Raw genomic sequence first — 23,165 nt, forward strand, 5'->3', positions numbered from 1 at the left:
CTGCGAAGGCTGAAAATCGGCCTAATTTACTGTCCGGAATGAGTTGACCACTACAAACATCATCCAACCGCTTACCACCATCATAAGGCCGGTCTAATCCGGCCTTCATCAGCTTTCTCCCAGCAGTTCAACATCTATCTCTACATCAGTCAGTAGCCGGAGGTATTTGCCCCGCTCGATATTCGTCGGCCTGATTACCTCCGCACTCCGCAGCAAGGCAACGGTAAACTACTTCGCCTCCCTCGCCTTTTGCCCTTCATATTCGCACTCCCCAAGAATCTCAGTCGCATCCCCCCCGTTCACCCGAATAGAAACACGCTTGCCCAAAGGCTTGATGATTAAAGGCGTATAGAGGGTCGCAAATTTCATCCTTGAATTACATTGGAGAAATCGTAGGAATTATATTGGACACTTTGGTGCTTATTGCTCTGTTAAGCATTCATCGTGTCACCTAAGGAAGTAGCCGTTGGAAATTAACTTACAAGATATTACGAAAGACAATTGGGTCGATATGATTGACCTTGAAATAACAAAGGAACAAGAAAAGTTTGTTGCTCTCCCAGCCGAAGCAATCGCGGCATCTAAGTTTTATGATTATTATGTTAATCGCGGCATTTACCTTGGTGATAAACCAGTCGGCTTTATTCAATACTACCCAAATTATGATAATGAAAAGCCAAATGAAATATTCATAGACCAGTTGTTAGTTGATGTTAGCTTGCAAGGTAAGGGATATGGCTCAGAAGCAGTGAAGCTAGTGCTTGAAGAAATCAAGCAATTGAAAGATTTTAATTCAGTATCTATCTGCTACGTAGAAGGCCACGACATCATGAAAAAGTTCTTTGAACAATTCAGCTTTAAAGTTGTAGAGCAAGATGAATTCGATGAAACAATCATGGAGTTACATTTTTCCTAACAAGTTAATGAATAAGTACAAAAAATAATTTGCTGTTTACGTTCCTCAATATTTTAGTAAATAAGTTTTTGCCAATTATTAGGGCGTCACGCTCTAAGAAATGATCGAGTACCAATAATGATTTTAAGCGAACTGTCTAAAGAAGATATCAATGAAATCACATGCCTTGTGTTTGGAGACGACCAGACACAAAAGGAGCAGGCCGACCTGATTTTTGTTTTCGGGGGAACTAATCCAGGTATATGGGAAGCGGCGTATCAGGCGTACAGCGATGGTATCGCTGAACGTATCTTAATAGCTGGCGGGTTAAGTCCTAATGGAAGAAAACACTTTGCTTGGGATCTTGGTGACATCCCCGAATCCGTCGGCATCAAGCATAAACTCGTTGAACTCGGCGTCCCAGCTGATAATATTTTGTGTGAGGTAAACTCTTCAAACAGTTATGAAAACGTCGTGTTTTCGGAGGCAGCGTATGACCTCAGTAATATGAGAAACATTGCGGTTGTGTGTAGAAGCTATTCTGCTGGAAGACAGTGTAGAACAATAGATAAACAACTGGGTGGCAGTGTTCGTATCACGCCTTTTACTTTTGAAGCCAAGCAGCACCCGGATGAAGCTCCGATTAGCCGACATAATTGGCTTAAGAGTGAACTCAGTTATAAGCTCGTAATTGGCGAGTTTTTGAAAATACTAAAATACGGAAGTTACGGGCACTTGACCGAAGCGAGTATTAATAGTGGAAGGCTCATTGATTACGCTAAGTTGCAGGTGTAAACATTTAACAAAACTATTCAACAGCTGCCCCACATAAGGCCGGGTTAATCCGGCCTCAATCAGTTTTCTGCCGGCCGTTCGCCACTTATCTCGATACTGGCCAGCACCGGAAGTATTTGCCCCGCTCGATATTCACCAGCCTGATCACCTCCGCACCCCGCAAGCAACGCAACCATAAACTGCTTCGCCTTCCTCGCCTTCTGCTTTTCAGACTCACACTTTCCACGAATCTCAGGCTCATCCCCCTTTCAACCGAACAGGGATGTGCCTGGCAACAGCGCAGAAAATTCACCGCGTGTAGAGGGTCGCAAATTTAACCCGTTTAGTATATTGGGCAAGGCGTAGCTTTTATATTGGATACTTTGGCTTTTATTACACTGTTCTGTGAGTAAATATGGTTGACGAATTAATAGAATTGCGTGAAGTGGCGGAATCTGATCTTCCCACATTCTTCGAATTCGAGTCCGATCCTGAAGCCGTTCATATGGCAGCGTTTACATCTGAGAACCCATCTGATCGCGATATGTTTCTGGCACACTGGGAGAAGATTTTGGCAAATCCAAACGTGATCACTCGAAGTATAGTACGAGGCAAAGCTGTACTTGGGAGCGTGCTTAGTTATGAGGAATCAGGCAGACCAGAGGTTACATACTGGATTGGCAGGCAATACTGGGGTCAAGGAGTTGCCACTGATGCTCTGACCTTATTTCTTAAGACTGTCGATACCCACCGCCCGATGCGAGCTCGCACAGCCAAAGATAATCTGGCATCCATTCGAGTTCTTGAGAAATGTGGTTTTGGGATTACCGAGGAGACTCGAGGTTTTGCCAACGCCCGTGGCAAAGAGATCGAGGAACTCGAATTTGAATTCTCCGGCGACAAGTAATTACAAAGCAAAGGCACTCAGCCGACGCCTTGAGATCGAAAGAGGAATATAACCCGATTTCGGGTTCAGGTATCGGCGCTAGGTTCTCTACGGAAGTCTCGCCTTATTCTAAACGTTATTCTCGATAAGGATATTATGAAGATTCATGTAACAGGAAATGCAGGTTCAGGAAAAACAACCTTGGCAGCGGAAATTGGAAGCATGCTTGATTTGCCTGTGTTCGGTTTAGACTCAATTGTTTGGAAAGAAGGTTGGGAAATAACACCTAAAGACGAACGTGCAGCGAAAGAAAAGGAATTAGCCCAAAAGGACGCCTGGGTTATTGAAGGCGTATCTTCCATTATTCGAGAGGAAGCGGATTTTATTGTGTTTCTCGATGTTCCTCGAAGCAAATGCTTAATTCGGTGTTTGAAGCGAAACGCGCCATACTTGTTTAAGTCCAGACCTGGCTTACCTGATAGTTGTCCTGAGATAAAAATATTACCTACGCTGCTTAAAATTATCTGGAACTTTCCCAAGTTGGCAAACCCTGCTATTGAAAAAAGTGTTCAGTCTGGAGATGGTGTTGTTATAAAAAGTAAAAGTGAATTGGAAAGGTTTCTTAGCGAGTTAAAGCATACAAAAGCCATACAAACGACTTCCCCCATTGCACGGCTGGACTAATCCGGCCTTAATCAATATTTCTGCCAGCTGCCGGAAGTATCTATCCCGTTCGATATTTACCAGCCTAATTACCTCCTCTCCCTGCACAAGCGTAACCGTAAGCTGCTTCATCTCACTCGCCTTCTGCTTTTCAGATTCAATCATCCCAAAAACTAAAAAACATCAGCCCGTTTCATCCGAACAGCAGCGAGCTTGCTTGAAGGCCAAAGAACTAGTGGCGTGTAGAGGGTCGCAAATTTAGTCCATTAAGTATATTGGGCAGAACGTAAGTTTTATATTGGATGCTATATGGTTTATTCAGCTGTTATTTTTAAAAGGATTTGAGGATGAGTTTAACTGTTGTTAAATACATGCTGCTAGCAAGCGATATGGAAAGAGCGATCAAATTCTATTCGGACCTCGGGTTTGATGTATTAAATCAAAGCCTTATTGGTCTGAGCTAAGTTTCAATAATTCAACTATTGCCCTACACGGTGGGCATGATGGCTCAAATAACCCAACGGGTTTATCACTTCAATTTACTGATGTTCACGAAGCTTTTAACAAAGCAATTAAAAATGGTGGAAAACCCATACAATCACCAGAACAACGTGAAGGTGAGCCAATTATTCTTTCGCAGTTAGCAGATGCAGAAGGGAATGTAATAATGCTAACTCAATATACAGGTTAGATTTCTACACGACCCATCTCACAGAACTAGGCGTTTCAATATTCCCATATGAGTTAGCGATTGGTAGGCCTCTGGACTTGGGTGTTAGGTCTCAAACATGGATATCAGTAGGCTTTAATACCCCTTTGCTGGAAGGACATAATGTGGTTCCAGCCAACATCAAAAGCGTTTGCAATTCTAATGACCTAGCATTTGTCGTCGACAATGTGCATATAGCACACGAGAAAGCTATGTCTCTTGGATATGACGTCATAGAAAAACCAAAAGACACATCTTATGGCCAAAAAACTATATCTGGTGCTGCACCCGAAGGAACACTTTGTGCCATGCCCTCTCTTAACACCGCCCAACAAGGCGCATAACACGTGCGTCACTGCAGGCTAGGTATGCCCATAAAAATTACACGGAGGTAATGAATGAACGTAGCAGAGATGTATGACGAGGTGTCTGGTAGGTATGAAGAGTTAATTTCAGACTCTAAGTATATCGGCCCCCATTGGATTGAACAGAAATTACAGTCAAATATCCACGCATATAGGGAGTTCTTGGACTTGGGCTGTGCAACAGGCCCTATTGGTGCGGTTATTTCTAACGTTGTCCCCGAGGCAAGAATTGTTGGACTGGATATTTCTTCTGAAATGGTAGAGCTTGCCAGTAAAAGAGGTGTGTATGAACAACTGTATGTTCATAACCTCGATGAGCCTATACAGCCATTAATTACTAATAAATATGATGCTGTCACCGCACTTGGCTTCAGCGAGTTTTTATCAAAACCAGAACAAATGCTGAAAGAAATCAATCTGGTGTTGAAAGAAGGAGGACGTTGTTTTATGTCATTCCAGCTACATGACCCGAGTAATGAAAAGCTACCAAGAAATACGTATAGCGGAAGTGTCGTACATACTGCATATACCGAATCTGAAGTACAAAATATGGTTCAAAATTCAGGACTTAAGCTTGTGTCATTAGAGTCTCTGTGTGGGTACGTATCCGGTAGGGGTTATGAATGTCACTACATAATGATTGAAGCGCGCAAAATCTAATTTAAGCGCTGAAACAGCCATTGAAATAGACATCCGTGAACTATTCGGGGATTACGAGAGCGAATAAGCATGATCAATTTGATGATCCAGAGCGGAAATTTGGGTTATTTAATCATCATCAAAGTTTAACGAGCTTAAAGCATCAAACTCATTTCCAACTTCTGAGTGTGCTGTTCTTGTATCAGCACACTATGCTTTCCATTGACGGTACTTTTCCTTCGAATGTTGTAGGCCTAGATGGCAGCTTATGCAGTTCAAGCCGGATAAAGGCCGATTATTCCAACTCATAACGTAAACCACGGAGTTCAGCGTGTATTCAAAACCTATAATAGTATTTCTGTCCGCTTTCCTTTTCGCATGCGCAGGACCTAACCCCAACACTGGAGAGAGAACGACTGATCTTGGTTGGACTTCTGGAAATTATCAACAAGCATTCGATACCGCAAAGATCTACGCTGAACAAGGCCAACCTTGGGCTCAGCTTCGTTTAGGTATTTTTTATGCAAATGGCTGGGGCGTCGATAAAGACGAAAAAATCGCCTCAAGCTGGTACCAAAAAGCGGCAGCGCAAACAGCGACTGGTGATTGGGCTAATGGTCAGATTGCCGGAGCGACGGGGAAAACAGGGTTTTTTAACCAAAACAGTGACGCTCTCATTGCTAAATTTAACCTCGCACAGCTTTATTTTGAGGGTGCAGGAGTAGAAAAAGATTTAAGTAAATCTCTTGAGTTGGTGAACAAGGTTATTACTGAATCAAATGGTGAGTCGGTATTGTTTTGTTGTGAGTTTTCTTCACCAAGATATTTTACTCAAGAACAATTTATTGGCCTTAAAAGTAAAATAGAAAAAGAGCTCTCTGCTAATTAGAAATGTAACGTCCACTAGAGTAAATTGATAAATAGGCTTAATAGTTTATTTGTCAATTTATTGTTTGCACCTCCTCACTTAAATAGCCACGGGTAGTGCTGAAAATATTCGACATTAAGCTCATATTTCCCGTGAGTCGCTGGCCTACCTTCCTTCGGTCTGGATAAGCACCCGTCGGCTTCTGGCCAGTTCGTGTAGGTACTCGCAAATCCGACCCATTAATCTATTTGTTACTTCGGTGTTCATTACACTGTGACCACCTTACATAAGATGAGGGTTTTAAATGGGAAACATCACCATAGCTCCAATAGGTTATGTGAAATCAACGCGAGTTGAAGCGGTTGACGATGATTGGGATCAGGAAACGAGTTATATCGAGCTGGATAGCCACTATGAAAGCGATGCACTCTCTGGACTCAGTGAATTCTCTCACATAGAGGTTATCTTCTTTTTCAATAAGGTCGATAAATCAAATATAAATGTCGGCTCTCGACACCCGAGAAATAATTCAGAATGGCCAAAGGTCGGGATATTCGCTCAACGCGGAAAAAACAGACCAAATCGTTTAGGCGTCACTATCTGCAGAGTCGTCGGGGTGGATAAAAATAAAATCTATGTTCAAGGTCTCGATGCCATTGATAACACACCCGTTATTGATATCAAGCCTGTGATGGCTGAGTTTCTTCCAAGAGGCACCGTTGCTCAACCCGAGTGGTCGAAAGAGATAATGTCCGGGTATTGGGGTGAAAGTACTGACCAATGAGTTAACGAGTTACGGTTTACCATTGGCATAGTTTTCACAGGAACACTGTGATTAACTTTTTTGAATAAGCTTGGGCTAGTATTACGTCCGCTATTGCAACGTTGAGTTTTAGGAAAATTTGTGACCATGAATGGTAAATGCTTATGCGGAGATGTTGAATTTAGTATTAGTGGTCACCTTCCACACCTCTATCAATGTCATTGCTCGTTATGTAGAAAACTGTCAGGCTCCTCATCAGACACGGCCACCTTTCTCAATAAAGAACAATTTGCATGGATTAAAGGTGAACCAATCATAAATTCGTACAGAACAGATTCAGGATATCGCTCAGACTTCTGCAGCAAATGTGGGAGTAATGTACTTCATCTGATGGACAACAGAAGACAGTATTGGATTCCTGCAGGGTTACTTAATGATTCCAAAGATAACCAGATAGCCGCTCATCTTTTTGTCAACTCTAAAGCCAGTTGGGATATCATTTGTGACGTTGGAACACAGTTTAAAGAAATGCCTGACATTAATGTACTAAACAAAGCACTGCAGAGGACAAGCCGCTGAATGCGGTGATAGATTCCTTCAAAGGTTAAATGGATGAAATAATGACAGCGCCAATTCATGGATAATGCAATTGCGGTAGTGTGACATTTCAAGTAAAAAAAAGTTAATCTATATTTGTATTTGTCAGTGATCAATATGCCGCAAATCAACTGGAAGTGGCGGCATAGCAGTAGCTGTTTTAATAAAACACTGACTTTAAGTGGCTTACAGGCAGTCATTGGTTAAGACTCAGCTCAAATCATGATTGGGAAACAACGTTTTTTACCTAACATGGCTCGCCTTTAACCGGAAAAAACGATTAGGAGTCAACTTATTTAGCGGCTTCTTCATTGAATACGTACGGATATATAGAAACTAAAAGTTGCACATCATTATATGTGAGCTCTAAAACCAGCTAGGAAGTTATTTCATACAGCGGTAAGTTACACGATAATAGATACATTCCTTGATTAGCCGAAAGGTAATTAGGTAGGAGTTAAAATTTTATATATTTACACCTCACGCGATCGTAGCCAACAGTTTTTAACCTAATGAACTAGCGTGCGGTAATTCTGTATGATTGGCCTTCTACCTTCAGTTCGCCATCTATCCCGATATCTGCTTTACCTACTGAATACCAATTATCCCGATTCCCTGTGGCACGATTGAGGGGAAGTAAGAGTAGGTATACTTTCGGCTACATTTGTATCAAAAATTTTAGCTTGATATGAAAAGATGTAAATTAATATCGTGCAGATAATCCCAAACAGAGCCCTTCAATTAGCATGATGACGTAACACGAATTATTTTATTCCAACTATATTATAAAATTCATTTTAGTAATGATAAGGTATAAAATGAAAACAATCCTATCAATATCAGCTATTGCATCACTACTTTTATTAGGTGGTTGCACTTCGATACCTACGGTTCAAAAAGGGACTGATGAGTATAATGAGTTACTTAACTTTAAACCTGTAAGCGACAAGGCTGTCATTTACATATACAGAAGATTAAATTCAGATCATAAAGGTTTAATGACGACTATTGACATTGGTAAAGAGGAACTACCAACTGTAAGTAACTGTGTCGTAAGACATATTGTTGATGGTGGCCAATTTAATATTGAGCCTAACGGCATGGGGCTGTTTGCTATTGAAAAGGAACTTAATGTTTCATTTCCTAGTGGCAGTGTCAATGCGCTTGAACTAAAGCATACTGCTAGAATTGCTGTGCCAAATGTTAGTGAGCTCTTTTTGCGAAGTACAGATGAGCTTAAAAAAGCCATCAATGATGAAAATTTATGCCTTATCGATGGTGAAAATATATAGGATTATTATAAACAAAAACAAGTTACATTGAATTTGTATTTTTGATGTTTTCACATATATTCGATAATAAGAAGGCCACCAAACTGGCCTTTTAAATCTTATTTATAACCAAGCCTATATCTTTCATCCAAGCTTCTTTATTCAATACGCTAACGAAAATTCGTTACTATCACAATACCGCCTTCAATCAGACTGTCTCAGACATCAGAAAATGTAATGTGTACTCAATATTTGTCAACCTGATTTCCTCAGCCCCCCATAAACTTCTGCGCCTCCCTTACCTTCTGCTTTTCAAATTCTTACTTTCTGCAAAGCTAAGGCTCTTCATAAAGAAAGGACTTACGCTTACTTTCCACATAAGGCCAGCGATCAAAATCTAACCCAGACATCTCGGCTTCGTAGATACACAACTTTTAGCTGATCATCTGCGTCTTCGTCTTTCTCATCACATAGGTTGAAGGTATGAATAGGTGTACGAGAAGGAAGGGGTTTTAATGAGTGAAATATAAATAAAATCTTGTTTATTTACATAAGCTTATATAGTGATACAGTAACAACTTCCGGCCTAAGAAAGCTGAGTATTTGAAGTGCCTTCATTCACTACATACGCCGCAGGGCTTATCGAAATGTGTCGGCTTTTATCGGAGGTTAATCGCTATGGGAAAGCAATTTTCAGAATTGTCAGATAAACATGTCGAGTTTATCGAAAAGCAAAAAATATACTTTGTGGCTACAGCTGCTGAAAGTGGCAGTGTGAATTTATCGCCCAAAGGTGGCGACTCTTTGAGGGTCATTAATTCTAAACAAATCGCGTGGTTGAATCTGACGGGCAGTGGCAATGAATCTGCTTCACATGTTCTTCAAAATCCAAGAATGACGATCATGTTCTGCGCATTTGAAGGGGCACCGCTAATCCTTCGAGCGTATGGTAGAGCGACAGTCTTACATCCCAAAGATGACTGCTGGAGTCAATATGCGCCGCTGTTTCCAAAAAGTGTTGCAGCGAGACAAATCTTTATCTTGGATGTTGACTTGGTTCAGTCCTCTTGCGGGATGTCAGTCCCTTACTTTTCATTTGAGGGTGACCGAGATGACTTAGCTCGTTGGTCTGAGAAACAAGGGGCCGAGGGTATTGAAAAGTATTGGCTCAAAAAGAATCAAAAAAGCATCGATGGCTTTGAGACTGAAATCGCGACGAGGTCTGGCTTGCTGGAAGAGTAATTGAAATCATCTCAGCCAGCGAATTCATAAAGTCCACATTACGGTCAGGCATATAGCGGACACCGCAAAGCCACAACAACTATCGTATTGCCTTGTGTCACCCCTTTTTTTCTGAACACAAGGCTACCTCTGCATTATCTTTCGCGTGTTGCCAGGTGATGTCTATTCAGTTAGCCCTTTTTTACTGCCGCCAATCATGCTAATCCACCGAACGTCATATATTCACCCCCGCTACTTCACCTTCGATATAAGGTAAACAGTAATAAAGTAAGTCAGAGATGGATGGGTTAATGAAAAATACAAATACCACGAAGAAAATAAAGAAGTTTGTAGCCAGTTCTGTAATGTCGATAGTAGCCCTCTCAACCTTAGTGTATTTCAATGCGGGAAATCAGATTGGCTATTTCCTTCATGGTCTATTTCACCATTGTTAATGGTCGTAACATTACAACCCAAAAGCAAACATTCAGATAGAAAGATACGGTGGAATGCATGATAGACAAGCTCAAAGAAAAGTGGGAAGCCAGTAAGCATGAAGAAAAGAAAGCGCTATTTATTATTGGCTACATAGTTTTGCTTTGTTTTCTAGTAAAGTTTGGTATCAACATAGGTTCTGCGATTGGTAAGCTATAGTCGTTCATGATCACAAGCAATAGACGGGGTTTCACAGTTTAGATATAAATCATCACCTTTTTGTGCATATCTAAATGTCATCAACAAACATTCAGTTGATAAGGGACGATTGTCTTCTTCTCCGTAGTGCTAAAACCAGAACCTCATTGATAGACTCTCTTTCCGTTGAGATTGAAATGTTCATAATCGCTCGATTTTTAAAAGAGAAACCCCCACTTCACCTTAAACTAGGAGGTGGGTTACGTGGACTTACTCGATCATATTATCCTTCGGCATATTGGGCTGCTTCTGGTATTGATTCCTATCGCTTTTTACATCGTACGAGGGATGTACCGACTGGTTGTATGGGGTAAAAGGATGCCCAAGGGTGCGTTTGTTTTCTTAACGGTATTTCCTGTTCTATCCCTTTTCCCCATACCTCCGCAGGAAATTAGCAAGTTAGAAAGAATAAGACAGGAGCAAGTCAAGGAGGAGGATGAAAGTGGCGATCCTGAAGACAACACAAGGGAGGATGCGTAATCTTTGTGATAGTCAAAGCAAAGATTTACGAGTCACATTAGAGCACCGCTGAAAGTCGCTATCATAAGTGCCCTATATCAACCTTATGCCGCCATTCTGGTCGCGAATGATAGAAGTTTACGTTCACTATAATTGTTGAAAGTACGCGCGATATTTTCACATCACTCAAAAGGAGGCAGAGGTGAAAAGATTCAAAAAATGGCTGATTTTGGCAGCCCTCATAGTGGCGATGGTTTCGTACTTCTATGGTAGCTTTACTGGTCTTACCGGTTTTATTGTTCTGGCAATAGTCTTTGAAATGGCGTTTTGGGTCGGTTTATTCTCAAAAAAAGAGGAGAAGCCAAGCTCTTGACTCTTATCCTCAAACAATATTTTTGACTGGCAGAGATCGCAATACGTTCATCTCCAAAACGACTCAGCCTGGTATTATTTTTTGATTAAAAGGTTGCGCTTTTACTCACAATGGAAATATGGCGTAATATCCATGAGTAAATCTTAATCACGGCCATTTATAAAGACGTAATGATCTTTCAAATTCCCTAATATATTTCAGTCATCCTCCAGAAAATGTAAGGCTTTACTCAAGTAACACCATTAAAGTATTTCTCGACTAATACCTCATGAATACTGCTTAAATCACATCCTATGTTTGATATGGTGAATAAGTAAGAATATTCATTGCCCAATGATATATCTGAACACTCCTGACTATAGGAAAACCCAAAGAATATGGAAGAAAATGCAGCTACTTGGAAAGAGTTTTAAAATTCCTGCTGTCCCTATCAACAAGAGTGAGATTCACACATTTTTTCTGACTTCAAGATGGTGACTTTTCATGAACATGATGAAGCGGGCAAGACCTCTACGGGTACTGGAAAACATTGGCACATCTATTCAATCACCGCGGTTAAGCGCTATTAGCATACGAACGTGAGGAATTAACATGCTCTACACGCCAATCAATTTTAAAGAAAAACTCAGTAAATTCACTGAGCATTGGTCTCCAAAAGTCGTTGCTGAAATGAATGATTACCAGTTCAAACTGGTAAAAGTGGAAGGTGAGTTTGTCTGGCATGATCATCCCGACACCGATGAAGTTTTTATCGTTATTGAAGGCGTTTTAGATATCGAATTTCGAGATGGAAAAGTGACGCTAGAGTCAGGTGAGATGTTTGTCATCCCAAAAGGTATAGAGCACAAACCTGTCGCCGCCAGTGAATGCAAAGTGATGATTGTAGAACCACGAGGCGTTGTAAACACGGGTGACGCCGAAAGTTCCCTGAAAGCCCAGAATGACGTTTGGATATAAGTGCGTTTTAAAAAATGATTAGGTATCGAAGTTTGGCTTTGTTGGCCTATCTAAAAACACAAAGAATAGAAGATGATGAAATTAGAAAAAGTAACCAAACAAACTGTTTATGATGTCATAAACCTAAGCTTACACGACGAACAAAAGACTTTTGTTGCTCCAAATGCAAAATCAATGGCAGAGTCAGCAGTGAATCCAGACTACCAAACACGCGCTGCCATAGTGGAGGGAGAGATTGTTGCTTTGCCATGTACACCGAGTGGGTGAACGCTTTTTGGATGACAGAACAAAAGCCGGATGAATATTACATCCCGAGAGTGATGATTGATAAGTCTCATCAAAGTAAGGGCTACGGACGAAAACTCATGGAATTACTTATTGATGAAATAAAGGCTCAAAACCCCAAAGCCATACATATCGTCTATTGCGATAGGAATAATGTTGCGAGAAGCCTCTACAAGACACTTGGCTTTATTGAATACGGCAAGAATGACGGCGGTGATACCTTGGCTAAAATCGTGCTTTGATTACCGATTGAATTTAACATTAAACGTAGATTGGAGAGTCTGTGTTAGACCTACTAAAGAAAGTTATCATCATCAACGCTATTGCAGCTATTGTTGTTTTTGTGTTGTCGCAGTATGTCCCCTTCTTCGCGACGACAAGATTAAGTGACTTTTTATTTCTCGTTACCATTATTATCTGGATTCTAGCGAAGCTGATGTGGCAAAGCGGCAATGGTGTCAGCAAACCCACCAGCACAAATAAAATATTTACCGAAAAAGCTGACAGCATGGTTGAAGGTCATAACGTTGCAAAAGATCGGCAAGCACATGCCAAAATGAATTTTCAACTAGGCATGGTGTTATTTATTTCAGGTTTCCCCGCCTTTATCACCTGCCTGGCTCTTTACTTCATTTAGCTTCAACATTATCGCCTGCCGGGAAGCTCCCCGGCAGCAATGGTCATTCCTCCAACGAGCAACATTATATCTCCCATTTCTGCTTGTCAGGTTTTCCAGTCAGTATCACAACAATTGAAGGCTCTTTGAGCCAGAGCTTTGGTATTGTTTCAGCAGGATATTTGCGTTGGAAATTGAATATCAAAGTAATGCCATTCTTTCGTCTTCAAACGCCGACGTTCAGCACATGAAGAGATCAAGGAAACTCAATGATAGTAACGACAACACATACAGTCGAAGGTAAAAACATCGTGGAGTATTGCGGTATTGTCGTCGGTGAAACGATTATCGGCGTGAATGTTTTCAAAGACATTCTTGGTTCAATCACTGACATCGTCGGAGGCCGCTCCGAAACCTATGAAAAAGAAATGTCTACAGCCCGATCATTGGCAATGGCAGAGATGGAGGCACATGCCATCAAACGCGGTGGCAATGCGATTGTAGGCGTTGATTTAGACTACCAGACAATAGGCAGTGAAGGTTCAATGCTTGTAGTCAGTGCCAGTGGCACAGCAGTTGTCCTCAAGTAGCGAAGGGAAGATACGGTGATAATCTTAGCAAGACACGGCCAAACCGAGTGGAATAAAGTGAAGCGCTTACAGGGGTCAAAGAATTCGCCGTTAACCGAGCTGGGTATCGCGCAAGCCCATAATGTCTCAACGCTGGTCAGTAAACTGGTCGATAGACAAGAAGCGGTTATGTTTTCAAGCCCACTTGGCCGAGCGCTTGATACTGCAAAGATCATCGAAGCCTCCTTACCGTCTGTGTCGGATATGACCATTGAACCGCTGTTAAAAGAATACTCTTACGGACATTGGGAAGGGCTCACCTTTGACGATGTCAAAGCGCAGTGGCCTCAAGAATGGAGCGATAGAGTCGCTGATAAGTGGAACTATGCCATACCCGGTGGTGAGGGCTATTCAATGATGTCCGAACGAGCCAAAGCTTGGCTTGAGGCACTGTCACCCGAACACGTCACAGTTGCTGTGTCACATCAAATGATAGGACGCGCAATAAGGGCAGCGTATCTGGGGTTGGACAGCGAGCGCACTATGGCACTGTCGCAAAATAACAATGAAGTGATTGTCCTGCGAGACGGCAAAGAGACGACATACACACCTGATACATTCTATTTATCAGGCTGTCATTGGGTATACCTGAGCATCGAACTGCCGTTTAAAAGGCAGATTACCAAGCTAACCTCTGTTATCGCTATTTTCCCACTTATTTCTCATTGCACTCACTGAGACTTACTGTTACTTTCAACAACTATGAATGATTTAATTCAAGTAATTTCAAACACTTCTATTTGGTGGCGTGCCTCTTAATCAGGCGGCGCGGACACTTTCTATTTCATCCGCCGCCAGCAGGCAGCAGATGAACGAACAATACGTATTCTTTCCCTGTCTCTGGCGGCAACACACAACGGAGACAGGCAATGAAAACAACCTCACAAGAAATTATCCTCACTGGCGACAGAGCAACTGGCCCTCTGCACCTCGGTCACTATGTGGGCTCGCTCAAACAGCGCGTTGAATTGCAGCATACCCACCAGCAATCCATTCTGGTTGCAGACATGCAGGGGTTAACCGACAACGGAAACACACCGCAAAGGGTCGCCGACAATGTCCTCGGTGTTGTTGCTGATTATCTGGCCGTCGGCATTGACCCGGATAAAACCACTATTTGCCTGCAATCTGGCTTACCCGCGCTGACAGAGTTGAGCCAGTTTTACGCCAACCTGGTGACAGTGTCTCGCTTAGAACGCAACCCCACCGTAAAATCGGAAATTGCCAGTAAAGCATTTGGCCGCTCTGTGCCTGCTGGCTTCCTGTGTTATCCGATTAGCCAAGCGGCAGATATAACCGCTTTTGATGCGACTCTGGTGCCTGTCGGTGACGACCAGTTACCCATGCTGGAGCAAACTAATGAGATAGTGCGGCGCGTGAATACGATATGCCAGAATGAGGTTCTCATTGAATGTAAGCCTTTACTTACTCAAACTCCCAGACTTCCCGCAACATGTGGGAAAGGTAAGATGTCAAAATCGATGGGGAATGCCATCACGCTAGGCGCCAGCCCTAAAGAAATTCGCAGTGCGGTCAAATCGATGTATACCGATCCAAACCATTTGAAAGTCGACGATCCTGGCACCGTCGAAGGCAATGTTGTTTTCACCTATCTCGATGCATTTCATCCCGACAAGGCCGTGGTGGAACAATTGAAAACACATTATCAACGAGGTGGGTTGGGTGATGGTACGACAAAGCAAATTCTAGAGGAATGCCTGCAAGAACTCCTGACCCCAATCAGGGAAAAGAGAGAAGCGTACCTCTCTGATAAAGCCCAGCTAATGACCATATTGAGAGAGGGTACCTTACAGGCCAGAGAAAACAGCCAAACAGTACTGAGAAGAGTAAAAGCAGGCTTTGGCTTGAGTCACTTTGAGTTTTGAAAGCGGCAGCTGAGTGGGTAATCTTCCGTTATCCACTCTCTTCTATATCGATGTAATCAGTCACTCTTTTGCCTAGAACCTTTTCGTATTAGCCAACTTTTCATACATTCAATATCTTCTTTTTTATTCATTTGGTTTTTACGCCAAATGCAGCTAACTCTGTGAAATCCTTGTTTTATATGTAACACCTGCCTTAACAATCCGTCTCACTTTAGAAACAATTAATTTGAACTCAAAACAAAAATCAGGCAAATTTATTATTAATCGAACGTTCAATTAAAAAAGAAAGTACCTGATATGCCAAAAGTAGGAATGCCAGACATCAGAAAGCCCCAACTTGTCCGAGCAACAATGGCAGTGATTGATCGTGTCGGTTTGCACGGCGCAAGTATCTCTCTGATCAGCAAAGAGGCAGGCGTATCAACAGGCATTATTAATCACTACTTTGGCGGAAAAGACGGCCTGCTCGAAGAGACAATGCGGGAGGTTCTTCGACAGTTATCTAAGAGTGTGAGCGATAGACTGAGAAAATTACCGAAAGACGCACATCGGGAACGCATTAACGCCATTGTCTCGGGTAATTTTGACGGCTACCAAACTGACAACAAGGTCGCAAAAACGTGGCTCGCATTCTGGGCTTTTTCCATGCACAACCCTGAACTTAAACGCCTGCAACATGTGAACGAAAAACGCCTGTTATCTCACCTGAAACGTGAGCTTAAAGCACTGTTGCCTCAGAATAACGCGGAACTTGCGGCACTCGGCGTTGCCGCATTGATTGACGGCATCTGGCTTCGGGGAACTTTAAACCCATCAGGGATAGACCTCGATACAGCCAAACGCATCATTAACGATTACCTGAACATGCAGCTCAGTCTGACCCCTCATACGCATTAAAGAAGACTCAACACATGAATTCACTTTATATACACGGTAAATCGGTCCCAGCAACGTCTGGCGAAACACTCGAAACATACAATCCGGCAACCGGACATGTCCTTGCGAAACTTGAACACGCCGCACGTTCAGATGTCGAGCAGGCGATTGAATCTGCGCAGCAAGGTTTCAAAATCTGGTCGGCCATGACAGCCACTGAGCGCAGCCGTATTTTGCTCAAAGCAGTCGAAATACTTAGAGTTCGAAACAAAGAGCTGGCTGAATTGGAAGTGCAAGATACTGGCAAGCCGATACAAGAAGCGCTGTACGTTGATATCGAGACAGGTGCAGATGTTATCGAATACTTTGCAGGCCTCGCCCCGGGCCTTCAGGGTGAGCAACAGCCACTGAGCGAGAATCAGTTTTTCTATACCCGTCGCGAACCGCTGGGTGTTTGTGCTGGTATCGGCGCATGGAACTACCCCATTCAGATTGCGATGTGGAAATCTGCACCTGCCCTTGCCGCTGGCAACGCATGGTGTTCAAACCTTCAGAAGAAACACCGCTCACCACACTGAAGCTTGCAGAAATATTCACGGAAGCAGGCTTACCTGATGGCGTCTTCAATGTTGTTCAGGGCGACCGTCGAGTCGGCGAGATGCTGACCCGTCACCCTGCTATCGCCAAAGTCTCGTTTACTGGCGAGACAGGAACAGGTAAAGCGGTGATGGCGGCAAGCGCTGAAACCCTCAAACCAGTCACCATGGAGCTGGGCGGAAAATCAGCCATGCTGATTTTTGATGATGCCAAACTTGATGATGCTGTCTCGGCAGCGATGGTTGCCAACTTCTATACCCAAGGCGAAGTGTGTACTCACGGTACGCGCGTCTATGTGCATGACAACATCTATGAAGAGTTCCTCTCTCGTCTGAAAAACCGCACTGAAAAACTGGTCGTGGGTGACCCGATGGATATGGATACCCAGATTGGCGCACTGATCTCGAAAAAGCATCTGGCGAAAGTGCTCGACGCTATTGAAACTGCTAAGCAAAGCGGCGCGAGGCTACTGACGGGTGGCTATCAAGTCACTGAAAACGGACTTGAAGCAGGTAATTTCGTCATTCCAACCGTGTTTGCCGATTGTGATGAGAGCATGGCCCATGTGCAGCACGAGATTTTCGGACCAGTCATGTCTGTCTTGCCTTTCAGCAATGAAGACGAAGTGATTGCTCGAGCAAACAATACCCACTATGGGCTGGCTGCGGGGCTGTTCACCCAGAACCTTCAGCGGGCCCACCGCGTGATCCATCAGTTAGAGGCAGGTATTTGCTGGGTTAACACCTGGGGTGATTCGCCAGCACAGATGCCTGTCGGTGGCTATAAGCAATCCGGCATTGGCCGTGAAAATGGCCCTGAAACGCTACATCACTACACGCAAACCAAGAGTGTATTGATAGAGCTTGGCGATTACGACAGTCCCTACGCCTAAGTCACGGAGACACATGATGGAAAATAGCTACGATTACATCATCGTTGGCGCAGGCTCTGCTGGCTGTGTGCTTGCAGACAGATTGACAGCATCTGGCGAGTATTCGGTGTTGCTTCTCGAGGCAGGCGGTTCAGACAAAAGCATCTTTATCCAGATGCCAACGGCACTCTCATACCCGATGAACACTGAGAAGTATGCCTGGCAGTTTGAAACCGACAGCGAAGAAGGTCTTGATGGACGCCAACTGCATTGCCCTCGCGGAAAGGTGCTGGGCGGCAGCTCATCCATCAACGGTATGGTTTATGTCAGAGGCCATGCTTGCGACTTTGATGAATGGCAAGAGCACGGCGCAGACGGCTGGGACTACCAGCATTGTCTGCCCTATTTCAAACGCGCAGAAAGCTGGATGGGCGGCGAGACAGAATACCGTGGTGGTAACGGCCCGCTTGGCACCTGTGCTGGCAATAATATGGAACTTAACCCGCTCTATCAGGCATTTATTGATGCCGGAGAGGACGCGGGTTACCCGAAAACCGCTGATTACAATGCCTATCAACAGGAAGGCTTTGGCACCATGCACATGACCGTTGACGGCGGTGTCAGGGCATCAACGTCTAATGCTTACCTGAAAAGAGCGAAAAAACGTGACAACCTGACCGTACTCAAACATGTTCAGGCGCATAAAGTATTGCTCGATGGCAAGACGGCTGTTGGCATACAGTTTGAACAAAAAGGTAAGGTTAAAACGGCACATGCCAATCGTGAGGTGATCTCCAGCGCAGGCTCTATCGGCTCGGTGCAACTGCTGCAGCACTCAGGGATCGGTCCTGAGAGCCTACTGAAAAAAGCCGGTGTGGAGGTCAAACACCACTTACCGGGTGTTGGCGAAAACCTTCAGGACCATCTCGAAGTGTATTTTCAGTACCATTGCCACCAGCCCATCACTTTGAATGGCAAATTGGACTTAGTCAGCAAAGGGCTGATTGGTGCAGAGTGGATCCTCACCCGCAAAGGCTGGGTGCCACCAATCACTTTGAGTCGTGTGCCTTTATTCGCTCTCGTAAAGGCCTCAAGTGGCCAAACATTCAGTATCACTTTTTACCCGCCGCGATGCGCTATGACGGACAGGCCGCGTTCGACGGGCACGGTTTTCAGGTGCATGTGGGACCAAATAAACCGCAAAGTCGCGGCAGCGTTGCGATTACGTCCCCCAATCCGAAAGACAACCCAAGCATTCATTTTAACTACATCTCGACCGAACAAGACCGCCAAGACTGGCGTGATTGTATTCGCCTTACACGGGAAATTCTCGCGCAGCCAGCCATGGACAATTATCGCGGAGAAGAGATTCAGCCCGGTCAAAACGTTACCAGCGACGACGCGATTGACGAGTGGGTCAAACAGAATGTGGAAAGTGCCTACCACCCATCTTGTACCTGCAAAATGGGGGCTGACGACGACGAGATGGCTGTCGTCGACAATCAGTGCCGAGTCCGTGGTATCGATAAACTGCGTGTGGTTGATTCCTCGATCTTTCCAACCATTCCCAACGGCAACTTAAATGCGCCCACCATCATGGTGGCGGAAAGGGCGGCAGACATGATTTGGGCAATCCCCTATTAGCAGCGGCTGATGCCCCGGTATGGATAGCGGAAGACTGGCAAGCCACTCAACGAACAGGGGTCGCCAAACGTCCTAAAACCTGACACTCACTTATGAAGACAAGAACGTCTACAAACGACAAGGAATGATGATGAAAACTTTCTCAAAAACGCTGATCGCAGCAAGCTTAATGGCCTCAGGCAGCGTTTATGCTGGTCAGTGTGACACCGTACGTTTCGCCGATGTTGGCTGGACAGATATCACTGCCACCACAGCCGTCACATCAGAAATTCTGAAAGGGCTGGGATACAAAACAAAAACAGAATTACTTTCTGTACCCGTCACATACTCCTCAATGGCTAATGGTGACATTGATGTATTCCTCGGCAACTGGATGCCAACCATGGAAGGCGACATCGCCAAATACCGCGAAGCGGGTACGGTAGAAACCGTCGGCGCGAACCTCGAAGGTGCTAAGTACACGCTGGCCGTACCTCAGTACGTATACGATGCAGGCGTGAAAAGCTTTGCCGACATCGCCAAACACGCTGACAAATTCAAAGGCCGTATTTACGGTATTGAGCCGGGCAATGACGGTAACCGCCTGATCCAATCGATGATCGAGCTAACGCATTTGGCCTTGAAGATTTCAACGTCGTTGAATCAAGTGAAGCTGGCATGCTGTCACAAGTGACCCGCGCCGTTCGCCGCAACCAATGGATTGTCTACCTTGGCTGGGCACCGCACCCAATGAACAGCAATGTCGATATGGCATACCTGGCGGGAGGAGACTACTACTTTGGTCCTAACTATGGCGGCGCTAACGTCTACACCAATGTGCGCAGTAACTACCTGTCAGAATGTAAAAATGTTGGCGGCCTGCTGAAGAACCTGACATTTACGCTGGAAATGGAAAATGCCCTGATGGAGCAGATCCTGAACCAGAATGTGAAACCGGAGAAAGCGGCACAACAATGGCTGAAAGCCAACCCTGAGTCTGTTTCAAAATGGCTCAACAACGTCACTTCAAAAGATGGCAAACCAGGTAGTGAGGTTGTGGCCTCTTACCTTAAACAGGTGAAAGCCTAATCAATATCAAGGTGGGCGATGCCCACCTTTTAACACTAAGGCGGTAGTGTGAATTTCATTACGGACAATAAAATCCCTCTGGGTGAATGGATGGAGTCAGGCGTCGACTGGCTGACCATCAATGCTGCGGGCTTTTTTGACACCATTTCTCTGGTGCTTGAAACCCTTGTTCTTTCTCTTATCGACGGCTTTCAGTGGCTTCACCCTGCAGTCCCTATTCTTCTGACTGCCTCACTGGCGTGGTTTCTGCACCGCAGTATCCCGCTGGTTGCCTTCATTGTGCTGGCGCTACTGACCATATTGAACCTCGGTTACTGGCAAGAAATGCTGGAGACCTTCGTACTGGTTCTTGCTGCAACCTTTATCTCCGTGCTCATCGGTGTCCCACTTGGGATCATGGCCGCACACCGACCATGGTTATACACCGCCATGAGACCGATTTTGGATTTGATGCAGACGGTACCGACCTTCGTGTATTTGATCCCAACGCTGGTACTGTTTGGGCTGGGCATTGTACCGGGCCTGATTTCCACCATCATTTTTGCGATTGCCGCACCAATCCGGCTGACGCACCTTGGGATCACCAAAGTCCCTGAAGAACTGCTGGAAGCAGGAAAAGCCTTCGGTGCCAGTCGCCGTCAACTGTTGTTCAAAGTAGAGCTGCCTGCTGCGCTGCCGAGCATCATGGCAGGCGTAACGCAATGCATCATGCTGTCACTCTCGATGGTCGTCATCGCTGCGTTGGTTGGGGCTGACGGTCTGGGCAAACCCGTTGTACGTGCTCTGAATACAGTGAACATTTCTCAAGGCTTTGAAGCAGGCCTTGCCATTGTATTGGTGGCTATTATTTTTGACCGCCTGTTTACGGCACCACGCCGTCGTGGAGTTGAGTGATGAAGGCTATTTCAATCAAAAACCTCGACGTCGTGTTTGGCGACAAACCAGAGAAAGCGCTGGCCTTGCTGGATCAGGGAAAGACCCGACAGCAGATTATTGATGAAACGCAGCAGGTTGTGGGGGTCGATAATGTCTCACTGGATGTAGCTCAAGGTGAGATATGCGTTCTGATGGGGCTGTCAGGCTCAGGCAAGTCCAGTTTACTGCGTGCAATAAACGGCCTGAATACTGTTAGTCGCGGCGAACTGCTCATCAAGGACGGTGACCGTTCTGTTGACGTTGCAAGCTGCAGTGACAATACATTGAGAGACCTTCGGACTCACCGCACCTCCATGGTCTTCCAGAAATTTGCTCTGATGCCTTGGCTAACCGTCATCGACAATGTCGCGTTTGGTCTCGACATAAAAGGAATGAGTAAAAAAGCGCGCCGGACCAAAGCCTGTGAGCAGCTGGAAATGGTTGGCCTTGCTGAATGGCAAAACAAGTATCCACACGAGCTGTCTGGCGGCATGCAGCAGCGGGTTGGTCTTGCCCGTGCGTTCGCCATGGATACCGACATATTGCTGATGGATGAGCCATTTTCGGCGCTCGATCCGCTGATCAGGGCCCAGCTACAAGACGAGCTGCTGACGCTGCAAAAGACACTCAATAAAACCATTGTCTTTGTCAGCCACGATCTCGATGAAGCCCTGAAGATCGGCAATAACATTGCGATCATGGAGTCTGGCAAACTGATCCAACACGGCAAACCAGAAGATATCGTGCTAAATCCTAATTCACAGTATGTGAAAGACTTCGTAGCACACACTAACCCGCTGAATGTACTTCGAGGCAAGAGCTTAATGAAGCCGAGAGCGTCACTGACCACCAGCCTTGATAGTTGGCAGGTCTGTGAAGGCGTCTGGCTGGAGCATACGAAAACAGGCTTTGAAGTCGCAAAGCCCAACGCTATTGCGACCAAAACGCTGAGTATGGAAGAGCTTGATACGCAATTTGCGGATAACAGCACCCTAATTGTTGTTCCGGGAGATATCAGCATGCGAGATGCGATAAGGCTGAAAAAGCAAAGCCAATATCCGTTAGTGTTGCAAGAACAAGGGACACTCATTGGCGTGCTTGGCGACGAGCAACTCTACGATGCTTTGCTCGGTAATCTTCCCGAGCAACCAGCTATTAAAACGGCGAAAGTGACCAAAGAGGTCGCTTAGATAACTGAGAAACGAAAAAGCGCGGGTATCTGAACCCGCGCTTTTTTTATGTGAGACAGAGAATCAGCCCGCTTTCGCTTTGGTAGTGAAGAACTCAACAAGCTCCAACAGATTTTCTGATTCTGACGCCAAGTTCTCGCTCGATGCAGTAGTTTCTTCCGCTAAGCCTGAGTTTTGCTGCGTCATGTCGTCCATCTCTGAGATGGCTTTATTGATTTCCGCAATCCCCTGCGTCTGCTCTTTGGTTGCACCATTGATGGTAGAAATCAGTGTTGACACCTCTTTAATCGCTTCGACGATTTCAAGCAGGTTATCGCCGGATTCACGCACCAGATGTGTACCGTCTTTAATTTTGCTAACACTCTTATTGATAAGCTCTTTAATTTCTACCGATGCCTTGGCACTTCGTTGAGCAAGATTACGCACCTCACCTGCCACTACAGCAAAGCCCCTAC

The 23,165-nt window shown here is 44.7% G+C and carries 25 protein-coding genes and 3 pseudogenes; 27 read left to right on the top strand and 1 reads right to left on the bottom strand.

The genetic code is table 11. From position 1 onward, the window contains the following. Positions 1-466 precede the first annotated feature (466 nt). The 27 genes and pseudogenes from CS022_RS18870 to choV all read left to right on the top strand — a co-directional run bounded on the left by CS022_RS18870 (position 467) and on the right by choV (position 22,710). A complete protein-coding gene (locus CS022_RS18870) occupies positions 467-916 on the top strand; it encodes a GNAT family N-acetyltransferase (RefSeq protein ID WP_129123564.1) in 450 nt (149 codons plus the stop codon). A 117-nt stretch (positions 917-1,033) separates the two neighbouring features. Further along, positions 1,034-1,690 carry a YdcF family protein gene (locus CS022_RS18875; RefSeq protein WP_129123565.1) on the top strand — a complete coding sequence of 219 codons (657 nt, stop codon included), beginning with the start codon at positions 1,034-1,036 and terminating at the stop codon, positions 1,688-1,690. A gap of 394 nt (positions 1,691-2,084) precedes the next feature. Next, positions 2,085-2,576 carry a GNAT family N-acetyltransferase gene (locus CS022_RS18880; RefSeq protein WP_129123566.1) on the top strand — a complete coding sequence of 164 codons (492 nt, stop codon included), beginning with the start codon at positions 2,085-2,087 and terminating at the stop codon, positions 2,574-2,576. A gap of 135 nt (positions 2,577-2,711) precedes the next feature. Beyond that, positions 2,712-3,239, top strand: a complete 528-nt coding sequence (locus CS022_RS18885) for a P-loop NTPase family protein (protein WP_129123567.1) — start codon at positions 2,712-2,714, stop codon at positions 3,237-3,239. A gap of 350 nt (positions 3,240-3,589) precedes the next feature. Continuing rightward, on the top strand, positions 3,590-3,682 hold the full coding sequence (locus CS022_RS28225; RefSeq protein ID WP_408057267.1) for a hypothetical protein: 93 nt from the start codon (positions 3,590-3,592) through the stop codon (positions 3,680-3,682). A gap of 643 nt (positions 3,683-4,325) precedes the next feature. Beyond that, positions 4,326-4,952, top strand: coding sequence for a class I SAM-dependent DNA methyltransferase (locus CS022_RS18890; protein ID WP_129123568.1), 627 nt, complete (start codon positions 4,326-4,328; stop codon positions 4,950-4,952). A gap of 310 nt (positions 4,953-5,262) precedes the next feature. Continuing rightward, positions 5,263-5,820, top strand: a complete 558-nt coding sequence (locus CS022_RS18895) for a tetratricopeptide repeat protein (protein WP_129123569.1) — start codon at positions 5,263-5,265, stop codon at positions 5,818-5,820. A 283-nt stretch (positions 5,821-6,103) separates the two neighbouring features. After that, positions 6,104-6,583, top strand: coding sequence for an SAM-dependent methyltransferase (locus CS022_RS18900; RefSeq protein WP_129123570.1), 480 nt, complete (start codon positions 6,104-6,106; stop codon positions 6,581-6,583). A 126-nt stretch (positions 6,584-6,709) separates the two neighbouring features. After that, on the top strand, positions 6,710-7,141 hold the full coding sequence (locus tag CS022_RS18905; RefSeq protein ID WP_129123571.1) for a GFA family protein: 432 nt from the start codon (positions 6,710-6,712) through the stop codon (positions 7,139-7,141). Positions 7,142-7,977: 836 nt separating this feature from the next. Then, positions 7,978-8,451, top strand: a complete 474-nt coding sequence (locus CS022_RS18910; protein ID WP_129123572.1) for a hypothetical protein — start codon at positions 7,978-7,980, stop codon at positions 8,449-8,451. 657 nt (positions 8,452-9,108) lie between these two features. Beyond that, entirely contained in the window at positions 9,109-9,672 is a 564-nt protein-coding gene (locus tag CS022_RS18915; protein ID WP_129123573.1) for a pyridoxamine 5'-phosphate oxidase family protein, read from the top strand. A gap of 492 nt (positions 9,673-10,164) precedes the next feature. Beyond that, entirely contained in the window at positions 10,165-10,305 is a 141-nt protein-coding gene (locus CS022_RS24940; protein ID WP_161569676.1) for a hypothetical protein, read from the top strand. A gap of 243 nt (positions 10,306-10,548) precedes the next feature. After that, positions 10,549-10,824 (top strand): hypothetical protein, encoded by a 276-nt coding sequence (locus CS022_RS18920; RefSeq protein WP_129123574.1) that lies wholly within the window; start codon positions 10,549-10,551, stop codon positions 10,822-10,824. Between the two features lie 181 nt (positions 10,825-11,005). Next, complete coding sequence (locus CS022_RS25500) at positions 11,006-11,176, top strand: hypothetical protein (RefSeq protein WP_201746324.1); 171 nt, start codon at positions 11,006-11,008, stop codon at positions 11,174-11,176. Between the two features lie 591 nt (positions 11,177-11,767). Then, positions 11,768-12,133 (top strand): cupin domain-containing protein, encoded by a 366-nt coding sequence (locus tag CS022_RS18925; RefSeq protein ID WP_129123575.1) that lies wholly within the window; start codon positions 11,768-11,770, stop codon positions 12,131-12,133. A 72-nt stretch (positions 12,134-12,205) separates the two neighbouring features. Beyond that, positions 12,206-12,400 carry a hypothetical protein gene (locus CS022_RS26670; protein WP_235869685.1) on the top strand — a complete coding sequence of 65 codons (195 nt, stop codon included), beginning with the start codon at positions 12,206-12,208 and terminating at the stop codon, positions 12,398-12,400. A gap of 11 nt (positions 12,401-12,411) precedes the next feature. After that, positions 12,412-12,660, top strand: coding sequence for a GNAT family N-acetyltransferase (locus CS022_RS26675; RefSeq protein WP_235869693.1), 249 nt, complete (start codon positions 12,412-12,414; stop codon positions 12,658-12,660). A 41-nt stretch (positions 12,661-12,701) separates the two neighbouring features. Next, complete coding sequence (locus CS022_RS18935; protein WP_129123576.1) at positions 12,702-13,055, top strand: hypothetical protein; 354 nt, start codon at positions 12,702-12,704, stop codon at positions 13,053-13,055. 248 nt (positions 13,056-13,303) lie between these two features. Further along, positions 13,304-13,624, top strand: coding sequence for a heavy metal-binding domain-containing protein (locus CS022_RS18940; protein WP_129123577.1), 321 nt, complete (start codon positions 13,304-13,306; stop codon positions 13,622-13,624). Between the two features lie 15 nt (positions 13,625-13,639). Continuing rightward, positions 13,640-14,341 (top strand): histidine phosphatase family protein, encoded by a 702-nt coding sequence (locus tag CS022_RS18945; RefSeq protein WP_129123578.1) that lies wholly within the window; start codon positions 13,640-13,642, stop codon positions 14,339-14,341. 191 nt (positions 14,342-14,532) lie between these two features. Next, positions 14,533-15,549, top strand: a complete 1,017-nt coding sequence (gene trpS, locus CS022_RS18950; protein ID WP_129123579.1) for a tryptophan--tRNA ligase — start codon at positions 14,533-14,535, stop codon at positions 15,547-15,549. A gap of 297 nt (positions 15,550-15,846) precedes the next feature. Beyond that, positions 15,847-16,446 (top strand): transcriptional regulator BetI, encoded by a 600-nt coding sequence (betI, locus tag CS022_RS18955; protein ID WP_129123580.1) that lies wholly within the window; start codon positions 15,847-15,849, stop codon positions 16,444-16,446. 14 nt (positions 16,447-16,460) lie between these two features. Beyond that, positions 16,461-17,914: pseudogene (gene betB / locus CS022_RS18960) on the top strand (betaine-aldehyde dehydrogenase). Positions 17,915-17,930: 16 nt separating this feature from the next. Beyond that, positions 17,931-19,620 (top strand): annotated as a pseudogene (betA, locus tag CS022_RS18965) (choline dehydrogenase). A gap of 86 nt (positions 19,621-19,706) precedes the next feature. Continuing rightward, a pseudogene (locus CS022_RS18970) lies at positions 19,707-20,605 on the top strand (choline ABC transporter substrate-binding protein). Between the two features lie 48 nt (positions 20,606-20,653). Continuing rightward, complete coding sequence (choW, locus tag CS022_RS18975) at positions 20,654-21,499, top strand: choline ABC transporter permease subunit (protein ID WP_129123581.1); 846 nt, start codon at positions 20,654-20,656, stop codon at positions 21,497-21,499. Then, positions 21,499-22,710 (top strand): choline ABC transporter ATP-binding protein, encoded by a 1,212-nt coding sequence (choV, locus tag CS022_RS18980; protein ID WP_129123582.1) that lies wholly within the window; start codon positions 21,499-21,501, stop codon positions 22,708-22,710. Before choW ends, choV begins: the two co-directional genes overlap by 1 nt. A 63-nt stretch (positions 22,711-22,773) precedes the next feature. Here the strand turns inward: choV and CS022_RS27425 are convergent, their stop codons facing one another. Beyond that, positions 22,774-23,148, bottom strand: a complete 375-nt coding sequence (locus tag CS022_RS27425; RefSeq protein ID WP_408057268.1) for a methyl-accepting chemotaxis protein — start codon at positions 23,146-23,148, stop codon at positions 22,774-22,776. Positions 23,149-23,165 lie beyond the last annotated feature (17 nt).

The organism is Veronia nyctiphanis (assembly GCF_004116385.1).
In the GTDB taxonomy this organism is placed as follows: domain Bacteria; phylum Pseudomonadota; class Gammaproteobacteria; order Enterobacterales; family Vibrionaceae; genus Veronia; species Veronia nyctiphanis.